The organism is Vibrio sp. 2-Bac 85, assembly GCF_037546705.1.
Lineage (GTDB): Bacteria > Pseudomonadota > Gammaproteobacteria > Enterobacterales > Psychromonadaceae > Psychromonas.
This window is the reverse complement of record NZ_JALAAB010000001.1, coordinates 153,228-171,856: the sequence shown is the minus strand read 5'-3', so window position 1 is coordinate 171,856 and position 18,629 is coordinate 153,228. Positions and strand designations below refer to the sequence as shown.

Genomic DNA, 18,629 nt, shown 5'->3' with positions numbered 1-18,629 from the left:
ATGACCAGTATGACTAAAGAAATGGGTTCAAGCTCGATAGGTGAATCCAAGAAAAAAATAGTAAACAGCAAAGCAGCTAAAGAGCCGCAAATGGTAGACACTAAAGAAGAACGTGAAAGTGCAGCTGCGTCGGTTTCATTGTTAGATAAAATACAACTTAAAATTAAAAAAATGACTGCGCCAAGTGCCGTACAAAGTGGTGAATATTTTGGTACACCCGGTGCTGGTGATAGTCGTTTAATTGGTGTTTTTTCAACTATTTTCTTTATTGCTATATGGGCTATTGCTACGGAAGGTGGATTTATTAAGCCAATCTTTTTACCTTCACCTGTTGATGTGGTGCAGCGTTTAATTGATATCACGGTTGATGGGTTTGCCGGTGCAACACTTGTTGAACATTTGAATGCGAGTTTAGTACGTATCTTTGGTGCCTTTTTACTTGCTTGTTTAATTGGTATTCCATTAGGTATTACGATCGGTTGTAATCGTGTTTTTCGTGGGATTTTTGATCCTTTAATTGAATTCTATCGTCCTCTTCCACCATTAGCTTATTTACCGCTTATTATTATTTGGTTAGGTATTGATGAGTCAAGTAAAGTGACGCTTATTTTCTTAGCCATGTTATCACCTATTGTACTCAGTGCTCGTTCTGGCGTGACGTCGGTGCGTATTGAGCAAATCCAAGTTGCGTACTCAATGGGCGCAACACCATGGCAGGTGATCACGCAGGTTATCGCTCGAGGTGCAATGCCTGACATTATGACTGGAATGCGTATTGCTATCGGTTTTGGTTGGACAACCTTAGTTGCCGCTGAAATGGTCGCAGCAGAACGTGGTATTGGCTTTATGGTATTAAATGCCTCTGAATTCCTAGTGACTGATGTGGTGATCGCCGGCATTATTGTAATTGGTATTATCGCCTATTGTTTTGACCTGCTGATGCGCTATTTAGAATCTAAATTAATCCCTTGGAAAGGATACAATTAAAAAATAAGATATATATCTACATTATTTGCCCGTTATTAGGATCTAATAGCGGGCTTTTTTATTACGTAAATATAAATGAAAAACGCACTGAAATTGCAATAGTCGTGCTTATTTTTAAGCATTAAAGCTATTTACAAGTTCTATTTGCAGGGGCTTATTGACAAGTATCAAATTGTTTTTAACTGTTTAATTATTCCACTACTTACCTACTTACCTACTTACCTACTTACCTACTTACCTACTTACCTACTTACCTAATTAGCCTCTGACTACTGCAACAAAAAAGCCTTCCTGCTGTCCTGTAATTTACAGTAATAAGCCATTCCCATGATTCTTAACCTACTAATTTGCTAAGTTTTAACCTGCTGACTTTTAACAATTAAAGAAAGTTAATTTCTTATGGCGAATACCGCTCGTTTTAGATTGCATATTGCATTAATCGCATCTGTTAATACTAAGCTGGGATTGTTTAGCTTGAGGTTCTTTTAGTTCTTCTTGGATTCAGGTCGTAAGTGAACCTAATAATAGTACCTCTAATGAGGCTTAACAGCGTTTATTAACAAAGCATTGCGACCACTTACATTGATAGCCTGCTGCGCCTTTATGTCCTATATAGACTTTGTATCGTGGTTTATATGCCCATTACCGACTAAGTAATGCACCTTGTCATTAGTAATGGTGCTGGTTAGTTTTGTGTCGTTATACATCAGTAAAGCTACACATTAGCAAAAGAAGGCAGTTGATCCTGATGCTTGACCTACTCATAAATCTAAAAGGGCATGGTGCGCGGTTAATCGTATTTAAAACAGCTATATAGGGAGTATTTGACGGGGTATTATAATAAGGGAACGGTTGCATTTTTTATGCTAAATAAAGCCACTAGGTTCACTAGAACCAAGTGGTTCTCTGAAGGTTATGTTAATAAGGTATGTGCTGAATTTGCTATGCCAAGTAAAGCCACTACAACCATGATAGGTAAGGCAAAACTTTTTAATGATTGAGGAGGTTTTTTGTTAAATAAGTATTGTCCATAATACACCGCTAACAAAGTTGGTAGAGTTAGTATTAATAATGCCTGGGGTAGCGTGTCATCCACTAGCCCACCACTAATAAGGGTGATCACAGTTAATGCTTCACTGGCAATAAAAAATAAAATCATCGTAGCGCGTTGGCTACTCGTTGGTAAATTACTTGATAACATGTAATACACAATCATTGGCCCACCGATTGATGCGCTGGCAGTACCGGCCCCTGATGCCAAACCAAAACCTACTTTAGTGATGTTTTTTTCTGCATTAAAAGGTCTGTAACTTGAGAAAAGCAAAGCGGCTAAAGTTAAAACACCTAAACAAATTAAGAGCTTTAGTGTTTCTGCAGGAATTAAAAGCAAAAAGCTGTAACCGATAGGAATACCGAATATAGACCCTATCACTAACCTTTTTAAGGCGGGAAAATTCGCCTGTTTAACGGCTTGTCGCCATAAATTTAGACTGCAAATTAGATCTAAAGATAAAACAATGGCAATGCTTTGCTGTGGCTCAAAAAAGAAGTTTAATCCCACCACTGCAATCACAGCAAAACCAAATCCACTATATCCTCGCACCACAGCCGCGAACATCACCACAGGCAATACATACCAAATTTGTTCCACTGATTTTCCTTAGTTTTATTTAATATTGGCCACACTATCACAATAATAACCAGTAACGGATAGAGCCAAAGATAAGCAATTGTAGTTCCACTTAAATAACACCTTAAAAATTCTATCTGGCTCTATCGAATAAAGTGGCTGGCGCTAATCGAGAGGTTAATTTATAAGTTAGGCTGAGTCATCGAAAATGACTACTTAGCATAGGGGAATAACATGATGGACTCAAAAACAGCAGAGATAATTGAAAAAGATCGTAACCATGTTTGGCACCATTTAAGCCAGCACAGCGTGTTAAAAAAACAAGACCCAATGGTGATGGTGAAAGGAGAAGGTTCACGCATATGGGATGCTAAGGGTAATAGTTATTTAGATGCCTCTTCTGGTGGTGTTTGGTGTGTCAATGTTGGCTATGGGCGTACTGAAATTGCCGATGCTGTTCGCGATCAAATTGTAAAGCTTAACTTTTTTGCAAGTACTGCAGGTAACGAACCTAGTGCAGAGTTTGCTGAGAAATTACTGCAAAAAATGCCTGGCATGAGCCGAGTGTATTATGCAAGTTCAGGTTCAGAAGCTAATGAAAAAGCTTTTAAAATAGTACGCCAAATTTCTCAACAGAAGTACGGTGGCAAAAAGAATAAAATTTTATACCGTGAGCGTGATTATCATGGCACAACCATCGCGACATTAAGTGCAACGGGCCAAGAAGAGCGTCGTTTACATTATGGTCCATTTGTTCCTGGTTTTGTTGAATTCCCACATTGTTGTGAGTACAGAAGCCAATTTGGCGATGTCAAAGATTACGGAATTCTAGCAGCTAAAGAGTTGGAAAAAGTGATTCTACGTGAAGGGCCTGAAACAGTCGGTGCGGTTGTTTTTGAAACCATTACTGCTGGCGGAGGCGTGATCACTCCACCTGAAGGTTATTGGCCAGCCGTGATGGAGATTTGTAAAAAATATAATGTATTAATACACATGGATGAAGTTGTGTGTGGTATGGGCAGAACCGGTAAATGGTTTGGTTACCAACATTACGGTATTAAGCCTGATATTGTGACACTAGCGAAAGGTGTCGCATCAAGTTATGCCGCTATTTCATGTGTGGTCACAACAGAAGCTTTATTTGAAGAGTTTCTTGCTGACGGTGCTGACCGAGAAGCATACTTTCGAGATGTAAGTACATACGCAGGTTGTACCGCTGGTCCTGCCGCTGCATTGGCGAATTTGGCAATATTAGAGCGAGAAGACTTGATCACCAATAGCGCAGTCATGGGTGATTACTTGTTAACACAACTACAATTGTTAAAAACCAAGCATCCTATTATTGGTGATGTACGTGGTAAAGGGTTGTTATTAGGTCTTGAGTTAGTCAGTAACCGTGAAACTAAAACCCCTGTTGCAGAAGCGGTGGCGATCAAGGTTGCTGGGATGTGTATGCAAAAAGGATTAATTATAGGACGTACCAATCGTTCCTTTAAACACTTAAATAATACCTTGTGTTTATGTCCTGTATTAACGATAACGCAGGAAGAAGCGGATTTTATTGTTGAAACATTGGATAGCGTGCTTTCAGAAGTGGATGCATAACTGCTTTAGAAAAGTATAAATACTACTATCAAAACCTCTTTTCGATAATCATTCGGGAAGAGGTTTTTTTATGCCCATAATACTTCAAGGTGCTAAATTTAACTTCCTCCTTTTAATAACGAATAAGTAATAACGAATAAGTAATAGCGAATAAGTAATTAAAGTAGACTACTGCATTTGTTGATGTCTATTGTAAGTCCTTTCACCATTCACCATGCACAACTCATTAATCATGAAGTCATTACTATCTCTGCCAACCGGAGTATGTCGTTACATTTATCCATTATCTATAGGGTAAGTGGAGTTATTATGCTGTGATTAACAGGGGGCCTGTAGTTGAACATTTTGCGTGGATAGTTAGGGGAAGGATTGTGAGGAGTGAAAGGAGAAGCTCTAAAAACCAACCTATCTGATTAAAATAGACAGGTTGGTAATGGGTATTTATTTTATGAATTATCGTGAGCGAAACGTTGCATAAATACCGCTAAGCTGGTGGCTTGTTGCTCAGTGACGTCGTTGTATAAGCTTGCTCTTAAATAATCACCAACCCCAAATGGAGTTAAGGTACGTAGTCCAACCATGCCAAGTTCCCTGCTTTCGATAAGAAACTGATCAGAAAGCTCTGAGTTTCCACCTTTGATATTAAAGGGTGAATTCATGCGGCTTCTTAAGTTTTTATCGGTAATGGTTTGTTCAACGGACTTTGGTAGAGAAGTTGGGCTTGGCTTAAATTAATCACCTGTTCTGGTGATACATTAGGCGTTAATGAACCGAGTAAAGCTGGGTGAGGGCGGCTAACTTTGCTTTGTGTATTAGGCTGATTTTTTGTATCAGGCTGGATTCTTGTATCTAGGGTATCTGCTTGTATCACTTCTAATGGCATAAAAATATTCCTTTTTCGCTCAATAAATCCATGAGCATTTGTTTCATTTTTACGAATCAAAAGCATTAATAAATTTACCCTGCAGTGTATGTTGCACTGGTATTTTCAGTTAACGACAGCATTCAGTTTTCTTAGGATCAAGTCGATTAAATTGAGTAACAAAATTAATTTATAAGTTACTCTAGTAAGTTGATCTATAAGTTGATTCTGAGGTTGATACTACAAAAATGTAGTTCTGGCTCTATTACTATTGTCATCTACGTCATACTGTTTGAAACAGAAATTAAATAGTAAAACTGAGCATTAATGAAAATACACATGAAGTGAGAATAGTTTTCTATTAGTATTCGTAGAAGTATCAAACAGTATTGACTTTATTACGTATTTTAAAGGAATGTGAAATGACAGAACAAAGCCAAGCACAACAACATCCGGTAGTTTTAATTACAGGCGCGACTTCTGGGTTTGGATTAGCCACTGCGAAGAAATTTGCTCAACATGGTTACCCGTTAATTATCACTGGACGAAGAGAAGAGCGTTTACAAGCTTTGAGTGCAGAACTCTCTGAATTCACTGAAGTCTTTTATTCGGTATTAGATGTACGAGATAGTGAAGCGGTTATTGGCTTTGTTGAGCAATTACCAGAGCGTTTTAAACAAGTGGGGATATTAGTGAATAATGCTGGCCTTGCTTTAGGTGCAGAGCCTGCTGATAAAGCTGCTTTATCTGACTGGCATACAATGATTGATACTAATGTAACGGGTTTAGTCAATGTCACACACAGCCTTTTACCTATTTTACGTGCTCAAGCATCTGCAAGCATCATTAATCTAGCTAGTATTGCTGCTAATTGGGCTTATCCAGGTAGCCATGTTTATGGCGCAAGCAAAGCATTTGTCGCACAATTCTCTCGCAACTTACGTAGTGATTTTGCAGGGACGGGAGTGCGTGTAACAAGCTTAGAGCCGGGGTTAGCTGAGAGTGAGTTTAGCTTAGTGCGTTTTAAAGGCGATCAAGAAAAATACGATCAAATCTATAAAGGTGCTAGCGCGATACAACCGGAAGATATTGCTAACATTATATTCTGGATTGCTGAGCAACCTGCACATATTAATATTAATAGTTTAGAAGTGATGCCAACGTCTCAAGCTTGGGATAATTTTAAAATCATCAAACAGTAGGTATCTATTTTTAAAGGTTTTTTAAGGGGTTCTATTTAAGAACTACTATTTAAAAGTTACCATTTAAAAACAATGATTTAAAATAGCTCAATAAAAAGAGCTCGCTTAATGGGGTCAGTTCAGATTATTAAGCGGGCTCTTTTATTATTCAATTCAAAGTCAAAATCTAAATCTTAAGTTAAGCCTAAATTTAGATTTATTGATTATTCAGCAACTTTAACCACTACACGACCACGTACTTTGCCTGCAATCAATTGCTCTGCTGTATCAATTGCTTCCTCTAGGGTGATCTCTTTTGCGATATCATCAAATACATCGGCTTCTAAAATAGTAGCAAGGCGCTCCCATGCTTCTACTCTGTCTTGTGTTGGACGCATAACACTATCAATACCTGCCAAAGTCACACCACGTAAAATAAATGGCATTACGGTTGCTGGTAGATCCATGCCCTGTGCTAAACCACAGGCAGCAACAACGCCACCATATTTTAAGCTAGCGCATATATTTGCTAAAGTATGGCTACCTGTAGAGTCAATCGCAGCTGCCCAGCGCTCTCTCGCTAATGGGCGACCTGGCTCTGATAATGTGGCACGGTCAATGACCTCTGTTGCGCCTAATTTTTTCAGGTATTCTGCTTGATCAACTCGACCCGTTGAAGCAACTACGGTGTAACCTAATTTAGCTAAAATGGTAATTGCAAAACTACCCACACCACCATTGGCGCCTGTTACTAATATCTCTCCTTTATCGGGAGTGATACCGTGTTTCTCTAAAGCAATTACACATAACATGGCAGTATAACCCGCTGTACCAATCGACATTGCTTGGCGAGGTGAGAAAGCTGAAGGTAAAGGAATTAACCATTCACTTTTTAAACGCGCCGTTTCAGCCAATCCACCACAATGTGTTTCACCAACACCAAAACCATTTAATAAAACATGATCGCCGACTTTGAATTTATCACTGTCAGTTTGTTCAACAGTACCGACTAAATCAATACCGGGAACCATAGGGAAGTTACGTACAACTGGGCCTTTGCCTGTTATTGCTAAAGCGTCTTTATAGTTTAAAGTGCTATATGCAACCTTGATAGTGACATCACCCTCAGGCAATACACTCTCATCAATACTTTTAACTGCTGCTCTGTAACCTTGTTCATCTTTTTCAATTAAAATACCTTTGAACATATATCTTCCCCTTTAGACCGATCGTCTATTAATGATTAAATTTTTTAGTTATAGGTGCTTACCCATAACTGTTTATTGAAAGCTGTTTACTGATAACTGCTTACTTACAGGTGCTTGCTTACAGGTGTTTGTATACCAATTACTTGTTCCATTAATTTACTACCTTCACCCTGTTATTATCGAGGCAAGCTAGCAATAAAATATTGGAAGTAGTTATCCAGTGGTGTTGCATTTCCCACTAAACGTGTTCGGCTTACGGCACCTTCCCAACCTATCCAAAAACATTCAGCTAATTGCTCACAGTCTGCAGACTTCGATATATCACCACTGGCCTGTGCCAATTTAAGGCAATCACTTATACGTTGCTGCCAAGATAGAAAAATATCTATCAAAATAGGTCTAAAACTTTCAGGCAATAAATGTACTTCTTGTCCAAGGTTTCCTACTAAGCAACCACGCGTAAAATGATGTCGTTCAAGCCCTGATTTTGCATTCTCAACAAAATGACTTATGCGCACTAATGGCGAATAAGTCTGATCTAATAAATAGGTATCTAGTTTATTTGCAAAATAATTTGCATAGCTTTCGATTACCGCTAATCCAAATACTTCTTTACTAGCAAAGTAGTGATAAAAAGAACCCTTTGGTACACCGACTCTCTTTAAAATAGGGTCAATGCCAGAAGCTGCGAATCCACTCTCTGTTAACTGCTCAAGTCCGCTGCGGATCAATTCCGCTTTTGTATCGTGATTTTCTCGCGATACTTTTGGGGGTCTACCACGTCGTGGTTTTGTACTTAATAATGTCATATTGATATAATAGACCGATCGTCTAGTTAATTGCAATGACTTTATTTATTGAGCTCTAGAATAACGATTTACGGGCGTATCTTGCCTTAAAGAAGATTGCCCGTTGTGATCTAAGTCATTATTTTCTGTATTAACCAATCACTATTTGTCCTAACACATAACCAACAAGACAAGCTGAAATCACGCCTATCAAGCCCACTGACATAAATGAATGGTTAAAGTAATATTTGCCTATTTTAGTGGTGCCTGAACTATCAAAGTTGACCGTTGCAATATCTGAAGGATAATTTGGAATAAAGAAGTAACCATACACAGCAGGCATCAAACCAATTACTAAGGCTGGCTCTAAACCCAGCGCTAAACCAACAGGCAGCATCATTCGCGCGGTAGCAGCTTGCGAGTTAACCACCACTGATACGATGAATAGAGATAATGCAAAGGTCCAAGGATGCAGTGTCACCATATCAACAATCCCTGCTTTAAATTGTGGCATTGCGTATTGGAAGTAAGTATCAGACATCCACGCAATACCAAAAATAGCAATGGCGGCAACCATACCTGATTTGAACACTACGCCATTAGGAACATCTCTAGGGTCCGTTTTAGTTGCTAATAGAATCACACCACCAAAAGCGAGCATCATCATTTGGATAACAACTGACATTTTGATTGGAGATGAACCTTCGGTGATGGTGCGTATTTCCGGTAGCATAGCGATCAGCACAATAGAAACAATTGCTCCTAGGAAGATAAGTACCGCATTTCGTGCTTTACTGGGCAGCATTTCATCTAAAGAGGTTGAAGTTGTATTCTCTATTTTTTCACGCCACACAGGATCTTTTAAACGTGCTTGGTAGTCTGGATCATCTGCTAATTCTTTGCCTCGACGTAAACTATAAAGTGCCAACATCAAAGTACCGAATAAAGTAGAAGGCACGGTGACCATCAAAATTGACAGCAAAGTAATGGAAGAATCAATATCGACTAACTGCGCTAAATAATACACCACCGCGGCAGATAATGGTGAAGCTGTAATACCAATTTGCGAGGCAACGGAAGCAGCAGCCATAGGGCGTTCAGGGCGAATGCCATTTTTTAATGCAACGTCACCAATGATTGGCATGATTGAATAAACCGCGTGCCCAGTACCCAATAAAAATGTCATTGCATAAGTCACAAAAGGCGCGATAAGAGTGACTCGTTTCGGATTGTTTCTTAAAATACGCTCAGCAATTTGTAGCATATATTTTAATCCACCGGCGGCTTCTAGAATCGAGGCACAGGTAACAACGGCTAATATGATTAACATGACAGTTACAGGAGGGGAGGTCGGAGGCATTTTGAAAACAAAAACCTCAATAACTAAACCAATGCCTGATACAACACCTAACCCAATTCCACCAAACCGGGAGCCCACATACAGTACAAATAGCAAAAATATAAACTCGAAATACAGCATTTTTCTACCTCACTCATCATTTTTATAGGGGCAGATTAGCTTATTAAGGTGGGGCTCAAATTGAGCTGTTTCCTATATTGAGTAGAAGGAAATATTATTTGCACACTAATTGATATGAAATAACAATGGTTTAGTTAGCAAAACCAACATATAAAACTGTGATCGTGGTTTGAGTTAATTTAAATTTAACAAAAAACATAATTGATTATTCTTAAGTAGATTACTCTTGATTGGTATTGGTATTGGTATTGGTATTGGTATTGGTAAGGAAATGGAAATGGGGTTTCAATAACGTATTTTTTGCTCTTAACAAGCAATAAAACACAAAAAACGTTAGCGTAAAGCAAACTTGACGCTAACGTTGACTACAAAATCAATCTACTAATTTATTAATATTTAAACTGACTCACTAATTTATTTAGTTCAAGTACATTATTTTTGAGGGTTTCTCCAGTTGTACTGACTGACTCAATATTGATGGCATTTGAATTAGATACGCCAGAAATATTAACAATACTGCGTTCAACCTCAGATACGACTTGGTTCTGTTCTGCTGCTGCAGTGGCAATCTGTTCGTTCATTTGACTTATATTTTTCACATTTTCGGCAATAACACTCAATGAATGAGTAAGCGCTTCCACCTTATTATGTGATTGGTTTGCGTTATCCCTACTTACTGCAAAAACTTCTACCACTTGCTCTACATTCTCGCGTAAGCGATTCACGATATTTTGAATATCCTGTGTCGACTCCTGAGAACGACCTGCTAAAGATCGTACTTCATCGGCTACCACCGCAAAACCACGGCCTTTTTCTCCGGCACGCGCTGCTTCAATAGCTGCATTAAGGGCGAGTAGATTCGTCTGTTGAGAGATGGCGACAATTACTTCTAACATAGCGCCTATATTGGCACTATCATCCCCTAAGCGCTTAACAACTTGTTGTGCTGAAGTCATTTTTTCAGATAATTCAGCCATTTGTACTGTGGCTGAGTTACATATGCTCATGCCGCTTTCGATATGTTCATTAACCACTGCTGTTTCATTTGAGGCATCAACAGTATATTGAGCTACTTCTTTAGAGGAAACGGTTAGTTCATTCATTGCACTCGCTGTTTGCTCTGTTTCCTTAAGTTGCATGGACATATCATGTTTTGTTTTTTGAGCTGAATCTTGTAACAAATCAGAGGTTTCATTAAGATCTTTAATGGTTAAACTAACCGTTTTAATGACTGCCTGTGTTTTTGTTATGAAGCTATTAATATGGTGTGAAGTAATACCTAGTTCGTCATTTTTAGACTCATTTAACCTTTTCGTTAAATCGCCTTCTCCATGGGCTAGGTCATCAGCCATCTTCATCATCGCATCAAGTGGTTTTAATAAGCCTTTACTAGTTAATAGATAGAAAGCGCTCAATATTATTAAAAATAGGGCTGAAAAGGCATAAACGGAGAATTCTATTGCTGCTGCATTTTCAGTTTGGTTGCTGAGGTTTTGTGCTGAACGCTCTCTGGACATCGACATTACTTGCTCGACTTGTTCTGTGATCGCGGCTGCGGCATCATCAAATGCTGGCATTATTTTATTACCGCCCGCAGGCCCTTGTTCAATATAAGCATTTGCCATTGATTTACCAGTCTCAAAGTAGTTCTCAAGCGTGGGCAGCATTTGTTGATAAAAGTCTGAATTAGCCGTATCGAGTATGCTTAATTCTTGAAGAAGGTTAACAGCAATCTCGTAATTTTCCCCTGCTACCTCAATACCGTCATTTAAGCCATCCAAGGCTCTTGTTGCACTAATATCTGTTACCCATTGTTGCACTTGTATCACTGCTATCTTTAACTCATAGTTTTTAAACAGGATGGGTTCAATAGTATCGGCTATTTTAATCGATGCATCATGGATACGACTACTCTGATAAATCATATAGGCTGATTGGATAAACAGTACCGCCATCAAAAAAAATAAAGCTAAGTACATTTTTTTTCTTATCGTCATAGTCGGTCTCTCTGTGTAAAATTAATGAAGAATTAATTTTTTAAATCGATGGGGTAAATTTAACTATGACTGTTACATGGCTGTAGATCTGTTGTGTAGTTTCAGATCAAAAGTAATAGTAAGTTAACTACAAGTTGATAGCTAAAAAGGAGTATTTTTATAACGATCCTAACAAAGTTAGTAAATTAATTAAAAATAGCAATTAAAAGTAAGATTATTTATTTTTTTCTACTTTTTATCTGCGCTTGAGCACTCTACTGTGAACTAATTCTTTGGTATTCCTGTACAGTTAAATGTGGAAGTAGCTGCTCATATAGGATTAAACACGACACTAATTCTCCTGAACATTCGAACATAGAGATCATTGTTATTTGCTAAAAAGAGTCGCTCTGTATGGTTTTTTCTGCGTACTCTGTCATTAATCCAAAGGGAGGGATTTTAAATAAATATAGAGCAGGAGGGCGTTATACCCTCGTTGATATGTTTTTTATCAATAACTTTTGTTCACTCAGTTAACTTATATTCTTGGGAAAAGGTAATAAACTGCGCTGCGGGGATGGGTTTACTAAAATAATAACCCTGCACAAAATCGCATCCTAACTCCTCTAAAATTAGCAATTGTTGTTGCATTTCAACGCCTTCTGCGACAACCACTAATCCTAAACTATGCGCCATTGCAATCGCTGCTTTAACTAAGTTTCTATCTTCATCATTAAGCGTAATACCATTAATAAAACTGCGATCTATTTTTAAAACATCGAAAGCATATTGTCTTAAATAACTTAGCGAAGAGTAACCAGTACCAAAATCATCCATTGATAGCTTTACTCCCAGTTGATCAAATTGCAGTAAGGTATCGTCAACATAAGATTGACCTGTCATTAACACGCCTTCAGTAATTTCAAGCTCTAAGCTATGTGCCGGTATATTTTCATCTGTGAGCGTGTTTTTGATAAAATTAAACAGCTCTTTATCTCGGAACTGGCTAGGCGATAAATTAACTGCCATCACATATTTTTGTTGAGTGACATTTTGCCAGTGCGTCAAAAAACTGAGTGATTGCTTAATGACGTATCGACCAATGGCAACAATTAACCCAGTATGCTCGGCAATAGGTATGAACTCATCGGGGGTAATATGGCCTAGGGCGGCGTTATGCCAGCGTAACAGCGCCTCTGCACCAATAATTTGTTTTTTATTTACATCTAATAAGGGCTGATAATATATTTCAAATTCATTGCGTTCTAACGCGCCATGCATTTGTTCCTCAATTTCAAAGCGCCTCATCATTGATACATTCATTTCTTTAGTAAAAAATGAATAGGCGTTACGCCCTAATGCTTTTGCTTGATACATTGCAATATCAGAGTTACGTAACAATTCAGATGTGTTAGTTCCATTTTGTGGATACATAGCGATGCCAATACTTAAGGTAAGAATCAGCTCACGTCCATCAATGGATAAAGGCTCTCTAAAAATATTTAATAACGTGTCTGCTATCACCGAGGCATCGCTGTCGGAGTTTATATCTCGTATTAATATAATAAACTCATCTCCACCTAAACGCCCAACAGTATCCTCTTTGCGTATTGACTGGTTTAATCTATTTGCGGCTGCGATGAGTAGTTTATCGCCAATTTCGTGGCCTAATGAATCATTCACTTTTTTGAAGTCATCTAAATCAATAAAGAATACCGCTGCACATTCTTCATTTCGCTCTGCTTCATTGAGCATTTGCGACAAACGATCCAATGCTAAAAAACGATTAGGTAATAAAGTTAGTGTATCGAAATAGGCATGTTGGCGAATGATTTCTGAAGACTTATGCTGTTCTGTAATATCACGAACAATGCCTAAAATTTGATTATGTTCTGGAAGGTGGCTAAGTCTTGCTTCAAAATAAACAATGCCAAAGGGCATGGCTAATTCATATTCAAAACACGTTTCACCTACTTGTTGAAGCACTTTATCAAAATGCATTTGAAATTTTTTGGCAACCTGCTCCGGCAAAATATCAATCATCAATTTACCTGTAAACTGACTAGGAGAAATATACAGGCTCTTTGTATTATTGGCTCGATAGTCAATAATCCTGCCTTCTTCCGTCATTAAAAAAAATAAATCAGGACTTGCTTCAAACACTGCTTCCAACATTTTTTCTTTAAAAATAGCTTGTGCTTGCGCATAACGAACATCGCTTAAATCAATATCCACACAATACATTTGTTTGTGGTTATCTTGATTAATAAACATGACGTGGCTGGAAAAAACATTAATATCTTCACCTTTTTTGTTGAGTAAGGTGATTTCTGATGCGGGGATGGGGATATTGTTGTTAACCCAGTTACTGTGAGCGGCAATGATCCCTTTCCATATGGGCTTAGGAATTATCAATTCCTCTAGTTTTTTTCCTAAAGCTTCCTCTTTACTATAACCATAAAGCGATTCGCTACCCTTATTCCAGTAAATCACTTTGCGCTGCTCATCATATCCTTGCACAGAGATCGCTTCTACTTCATCAAACATTCTATGTAATGGATCGTTGGTTAAGTTGGGATGGAATATTGGTTTTTTGATTCTCATGTACTCCATATCGGGTTAGATGAAAAAAGTTAAGTTAGACGAAAAAAAGTTGAGCGAGATGAAAAAGACATTTTATTTATACTATACCTAAATAAAATATTTTTGTTTTTTATTTAGGTATATTCTAAAAATGGTAGAGATGAGTCAATATTTTGATTAAAGAATATTTTTATATTAACGAGACCCTGACAATAAATGCAATTCCTGATTAAGATCTGCAAATATCCGGTTCTGACATTTACGGTAACCTATTAAATAGCGATGCTATCAATCATTGTCATGTGCTCGTTTACGACTCAGTGCTATTGTTTTTTAAGCTTTCTGAAAGAAATGAGGTAAATAACGCACCGTTACATACAACACCATGGCACTAGCAATCGCCAGTTCGATATTAGCGAGTTGCTCGGTAATATTAACCCAATGTGTTGCAAAACCCTTTTCTAATAAAAATTCACTCACTTCCATCAATGCAACAGCGCCAACCACTAATGGAAAAGTGAAGGCAGAATATGCAGGCGTGTAGGAAAGACGTAGCAGGCTTTTAAATACAAGGTAAATATACAGAGTCATGCTCAAGGCTAAAGCAAAAAGGCACCCGAGCAGTATGTAGTTGGGCTGGCTGGTTGTTACAAGATATGCCAATAATAGTAAACTTGCAGGCGTCGCTAGGATCACGATAATCGGTTTTTCATTATCAGTGAGTACGCTACCAAATAATAATCGATATAGCACGATTGGCAGTAGTACCGCGTAAGAAAGTAAACCCAGCCCAAATATAAAGTGTATAAAAGCAGGTGCTAGTCCGCCGGGGTGGGTTATTAAAGCAAGGACTAGGCCTATCGGAGGAATAAACCAACTAGGTAATATTTGTTGAAACTGGAAAGCCTTACTGCGACTGAATATAAAATAACCCAAGAAGTAAAGGTGTAAAACAATCGCTAGCCAACTGACTACTTGCCCTATCTGTAAATCATATAAAGCAATACTATTTGAGATAACCATCAATGCCATTGCTAAGGTTGGGATCACCGTACCTGCAATAGGGTGCTGTAAGTCTTGCTTAAATAGATGTGGATTGAAGATAAATTTGAGTAATAACAGTGTAATAATACAAGCAGCAATACTTGCTCCCAGGATCTGAGCTTTTCCCTGTAAAGGAATAAAATGCTCCCATGATAATCCTAAGCTAGCAATCGCTAATGCCAACCCAGAAGCGGCAGTTGGAATATTACAAAAATAGTGATTGAGACGGATAAATTGATTGGTTTTTAACATGTTTATTGTGGCTCATCTTCAAGGATATTTACTGTTTAATTTTTATTGCCGAAAAGGTTATTTGAAATAAAATAACTCAGCCGGAAAATAATAGCAGAGATTTCGAACTTTAAGAGGGGATAGGTCAAAGGAGCTGAGATTATTTAAGGTTCATGAGCAGGTAAAATTATCATTGTTGCTGGGCTGATACGTTAATTAGTTGATTAAGCGGCTGAACTTGTTATTGTCCACACCCAATTAATTAAGTCTTATCAATACAAAAAAAAAATAAAAAAATAATAAGACAAAACAATAAAATAAAGGACAGGTATGGGTTATTGGTATTTAGCGATTGCAATTGTTTCAGAAGTGATTGCCACTCTCGCATTAAAAGCATCTGATGGATTCAGCCAACTTTTTTATAGTGCGATTTGTGTGATCGGCTATGTTGCTGCCTTTTATTTTCTGTCCCTTGTATTGAAAACAGTGCCAGTAGGTATCGCTTATGCTGTTTGGGCTGGAATGGGTATAATTCTAGTGGCTGCTATTAGCGCGATTATTTATAAACAGGTTCCAGATTTGCCTGCAATTATTGGGATGGGGTTAATTTTAGCCGGCGTTGCAGTTATGAACTTATATTCAAAAACAGCGGCACATTAAGTCTTATGCACAAGCACCATATAAAAAAGAAAAAGCTCCTATAACCGTTTGCTAAATGTGGCCTATTTCAACTTAAACTGATGAAACAGCATTTCCACATTTCACGACACAATCCTTACCATTCGCTTTTGCGAAGTATAAATACTTATCGGCGGACTTAATCAGATCGTCAATACTAAGGTCAGCTTCGTCCTCACAAGTTGAACTAATACCAATGCTGACGCTTGCATTAAATGACACAGTATCTTGTTGGTATTTAACTCGATTAAAAGCAACCCTAATTGATTCCGCCATTTCAGCTGTTTTTGGGTTACTGATGTTAGGGATAAAAGCAATAAACTCTTCGCCTCCCCATCGTCCTACAACGCCATTAAATTTTTGTACTATTTTTTTGATGATCCCTGCCAATGTTTTGATCACCTGGTCACCCATTTGATGGCCATAGGTATCATTTACTTTTTTAAAGTCATCAATATCTATGAGCATACAAGTGATATCGGTACTTGTGTTGTAATGCGTACCTAACCAATCATAAATCGAACTACGATTATATAAGTCAGTGAGCTGATCATGGGATGCGCGGTAGGCTAAAGCTCGTTCATATTCAACTTTATCCGTAACATCTTCTAATACCACTTGAACCGCAGGTTCGCCTTCCCATTCAATTAAGTTGTCATAAATATTAAAAAAGCGTTTACTGCCATCGAAACAAATATTTTCGACAATATTACTCTTACTTGTTACTTCGCCATTGATCGTCTTAACATAATGTTCTTTTACTTCTGCATGCTTTTCGACAGGAATGAATTGCAAGATAGATTCAGTTTCCATGGCTTGTTGCAGTGATGATGCACGCATTTCATTCGCCCAAGCCTGATTCAGCATTAAGGGTTTAAAATTACGATGTACCATTATCCCTTGCCCTGAATTCATAATTAAGCGCTTAAACATTAAATCTTTTTCACGTATTTGTTTATTTGCTTCAACAACAATCGACAAATCAATCACAGTCACTTGAAGCGCTAACTCTCCTGCATATTCAATAAGGTGATCGATCGAGAATACCGTAAATTCTTTACCGTAACGGTCTATGTTGTGAAATGTATGGCCTCGAGGAGTTATTTTACCTGCAATGATATCAAGGTAATTTTGCATCGCTAGTTCATGATATTCTGGCGTAATAAGATCCAAGAACGAATCTATACTATTTAATAAATCATCGGGGCTATCATAGCCATAAAGTTTGGCATAGTTTTCATCAACATAAATCGCTTTAAGATTTTGAATGATGATCACACCATAAGTTGAATCAATATTAATATCAGGCATAAGAGTTACTATTTTAAGTGTAATTATTAAGGGGTAAATATAGCCATTTAAAGTTAGCTATTGGCATTTAATTACTTAAATATAGCTATTTTTTGAAATTAAGTATAACTAACTTGAAATTAATCGAATTATTTTTGAGCTTTTATGCCTTTCACATCACATCCCATAAATACACTCGGTGGTTGATATTGGTTATTACAAGCATTGGATTAAATAGCTTTCATTGCTATGGTGATGCAAATAGCTGTTTCTGTTATTAACAATAAAATAGGTAGGTATTATGATCACGTTACACCACTTAAATAAATCACGCTCTAAACGTATTATTTGGCTCTTAGAAGAACTCGGTGTCGAGTACCAAATAAAGCCTTATTTACGAAATAGTGATACATTTTTTGCGCCACCAGAGTTAAAAAATATTCATCCATTAGGTAAGTCACCGGTAATAGAAGACGATGGTCTAGTGATCAGCGAGTCAGGCGCTATTACGGAATATTTAATTGATAAATATGGACAAGGTAAGTTCGCACCAGCGCGCGGTACTAATGCTTATGTTGAATATTCACAATGGTTACATTTTGCAGAAGGCTCGGCAATACTACCGCTTTTGTTAAAAATATTTGTTGCTAAAGATGGCTGTAAAACTAACTTTTTAGCTGATTATGCTGATGCAGAAATGCTTAAAATACTGAGTTACGTAGAGCAATGTTTAGAAGGGAAAAAGTATTTAGTTGATGAGCAGTTAACCGGCGCAGATATTATGATGTCGATGATTGTTGAGAACTTAGTCGCTACTGGTGCTATTAGCAACTTTAGTAATTTGGCTCGTTATGCACAGCAGTTAGCATCCCATGATGCATTTAAAAAAGCAGATCAAGTAGAAGCTGAATATTCGTAGTTTCTAACATTGATTCACATGGGCTCATCGAGCCCATTTTTTTTGATCAGTTTTTGAGCTTGGTACTGGTTCGCCTGTGCTTATCGAGTTTTTTATTAATGTTTGCTGCTTGGCGTTGTACCTTTTTAGCGACTTGGGAAAGCTCCACGGGAAGAGAGTTGTAGCCG

Annotated in this window: 15 protein-coding genes; 5 read left to right on the top strand and 10 right to left on the bottom strand. The window is 37.7% G+C overall.

The window, feature by feature from the left end:
- Positions 1 to 987 carry an ABC transporter permease subunit gene (locus MT390_RS00795; RefSeq protein WP_205962913.1) on the top strand — a complete coding sequence of 329 codons (987 nt, stop codon included), beginning with the start codon at positions 1 to 3 and terminating at the stop codon, positions 985 to 987.
- Positions 988 to 1,900: 913 nt separating this feature from the next.
- Here MT390_RS00795 and MT390_RS00790 read toward each other — a convergent pair.
- Positions 1,901 to 2,638, bottom strand: a complete 738-nt coding sequence (locus tag MT390_RS00790; protein ID WP_499439040.1) for a sulfite exporter TauE/SafE family protein — start codon at positions 2,636 to 2,638, stop codon at positions 1,901 to 1,903.
- A gap of 213 nt (positions 2,639 to 2,851) precedes the next feature.
- Here MT390_RS00790 and MT390_RS00785 point away from each other — a divergent pair, with 213 nt between their 5' ends.
- Positions 2,852 to 4,222: an aminotransferase family protein gene (locus MT390_RS00785; protein WP_499439039.1), complete on the top strand. Its 1,371-nt coding sequence runs from the start codon at positions 2,852 to 2,854 to the stop codon at positions 4,220 to 4,222.
- 446 nt (positions 4,223 to 4,668) lie between these two features.
- On the opposite strand, the gene MT390_RS00780 is transcribed toward MT390_RS00785, so the two are convergent.
- Positions 4,669 to 4,881: a hypothetical protein gene (locus tag MT390_RS00780; protein ID WP_499439038.1), complete on the bottom strand. Its 213-nt coding sequence runs from the start codon at positions 4,879 to 4,881 to the stop codon at positions 4,669 to 4,671.
- A gap of 8 nt (positions 4,882 to 4,889) precedes the next feature.
- The gene (locus MT390_RS00775; RefSeq protein WP_499439037.1) at positions 4,890 to 5,105 is read right to left on the bottom strand and encodes a hypothetical protein; all 216 of its coding nucleotides are present in this window, start codon (positions 5,103 to 5,105) and stop codon (positions 4,890 to 4,892) included.
- A gap of 401 nt (positions 5,106 to 5,506) precedes the next feature.
- Between MT390_RS00775 and MT390_RS00770 the strand changes: the two genes are divergently transcribed.
- Complete coding sequence (locus MT390_RS00770; RefSeq protein ID WP_166368240.1) at positions 5,507 to 6,286, top strand: SDR family NAD(P)-dependent oxidoreductase; 780 nt, start codon at positions 5,507 to 5,509, stop codon at positions 6,284 to 6,286.
- A 203-nt stretch (positions 6,287 to 6,489) separates the two neighbouring features.
- Here the strand turns inward: MT390_RS00770 and acuI are convergent, their stop codons facing one another.
- From acuI to MT390_RS00740, 6 genes are all read right to left on the bottom strand, one after another.
- The gene (gene acuI, locus MT390_RS00765) at positions 6,490 to 7,473 is read right to left on the bottom strand and encodes an acrylyl-CoA reductase (NADPH) (RefSeq protein WP_166368238.1); all 984 of its coding nucleotides are present in this window, start codon (positions 7,471 to 7,473) and stop codon (positions 6,490 to 6,492) included.
- 176 nt (positions 7,474 to 7,649) lie between these two features.
- Positions 7,650 to 8,282: an acrylate utilization transcriptional regulator AcuR gene (gene acuR / locus MT390_RS00760; RefSeq protein WP_166368236.1), complete on the bottom strand. Its 633-nt coding sequence runs from the start codon at positions 8,280 to 8,282 to the stop codon at positions 7,650 to 7,652.
- A gap of 130 nt (positions 8,283 to 8,412) precedes the next feature.
- Positions 8,413 to 9,741, bottom strand: a complete 1,329-nt coding sequence (locus tag MT390_RS00755; protein WP_166368234.1) for an anaerobic C4-dicarboxylate transporter — start codon at positions 9,739 to 9,741, stop codon at positions 8,413 to 8,415.
- A gap of 389 nt (positions 9,742 to 10,130) precedes the next feature.
- Positions 10,131 to 11,738, bottom strand: coding sequence for a methyl-accepting chemotaxis protein (locus MT390_RS00750; RefSeq protein ID WP_499439034.1), 1,608 nt, complete (start codon positions 11,736 to 11,738; stop codon positions 10,131 to 10,133).
- 504 nt (positions 11,739 to 12,242) lie between these two features.
- Positions 12,243 to 14,321: a sensor domain-containing protein gene (locus tag MT390_RS00745; RefSeq protein WP_499439032.1), complete on the bottom strand. Its 2,079-nt coding sequence runs from the start codon at positions 14,319 to 14,321 to the stop codon at positions 12,243 to 12,245.
- A gap of 312 nt (positions 14,322 to 14,633) precedes the next feature.
- Positions 14,634 to 15,596 carry a TDT family transporter gene (locus MT390_RS00740; protein WP_499439031.1) on the bottom strand — a complete coding sequence of 321 codons (963 nt, stop codon included), beginning with the start codon at positions 15,594 to 15,596 and terminating at the stop codon, positions 14,634 to 14,636.
- Between the two features lie 309 nt (positions 15,597 to 15,905).
- Between MT390_RS00740 and MT390_RS00735 the strand changes: the two genes are divergently transcribed.
- Entirely contained in the window at positions 15,906 to 16,235 is a 330-nt protein-coding gene (locus MT390_RS00735) for a DMT family transporter (RefSeq protein WP_166368226.1), read from the top strand.
- Positions 16,236 to 16,307: 72 nt separating this feature from the next.
- Here MT390_RS00735 and MT390_RS00730 read toward each other — a convergent pair whose 3' ends face one another.
- Positions 16,308 to 17,564, bottom strand: a complete 1,257-nt coding sequence (locus MT390_RS00730) for a sensor domain-containing diguanylate cyclase (protein ID WP_499439029.1) — start codon at positions 17,562 to 17,564, stop codon at positions 16,308 to 16,310.
- Between the two features lie 280 nt (positions 17,565 to 17,844).
- On the opposite strand from MT390_RS00730, the gene MT390_RS00725 reads away from it, so the two are divergent.
- Positions 17,845 to 18,462: a glutathione S-transferase family protein gene (locus MT390_RS00725; protein ID WP_499439028.1), complete on the top strand. Its 618-nt coding sequence runs from the start codon at positions 17,845 to 17,847 to the stop codon at positions 18,460 to 18,462.
- The last annotated feature ends 167 nt before the right edge of the window (positions 18,463 to 18,629 follow it).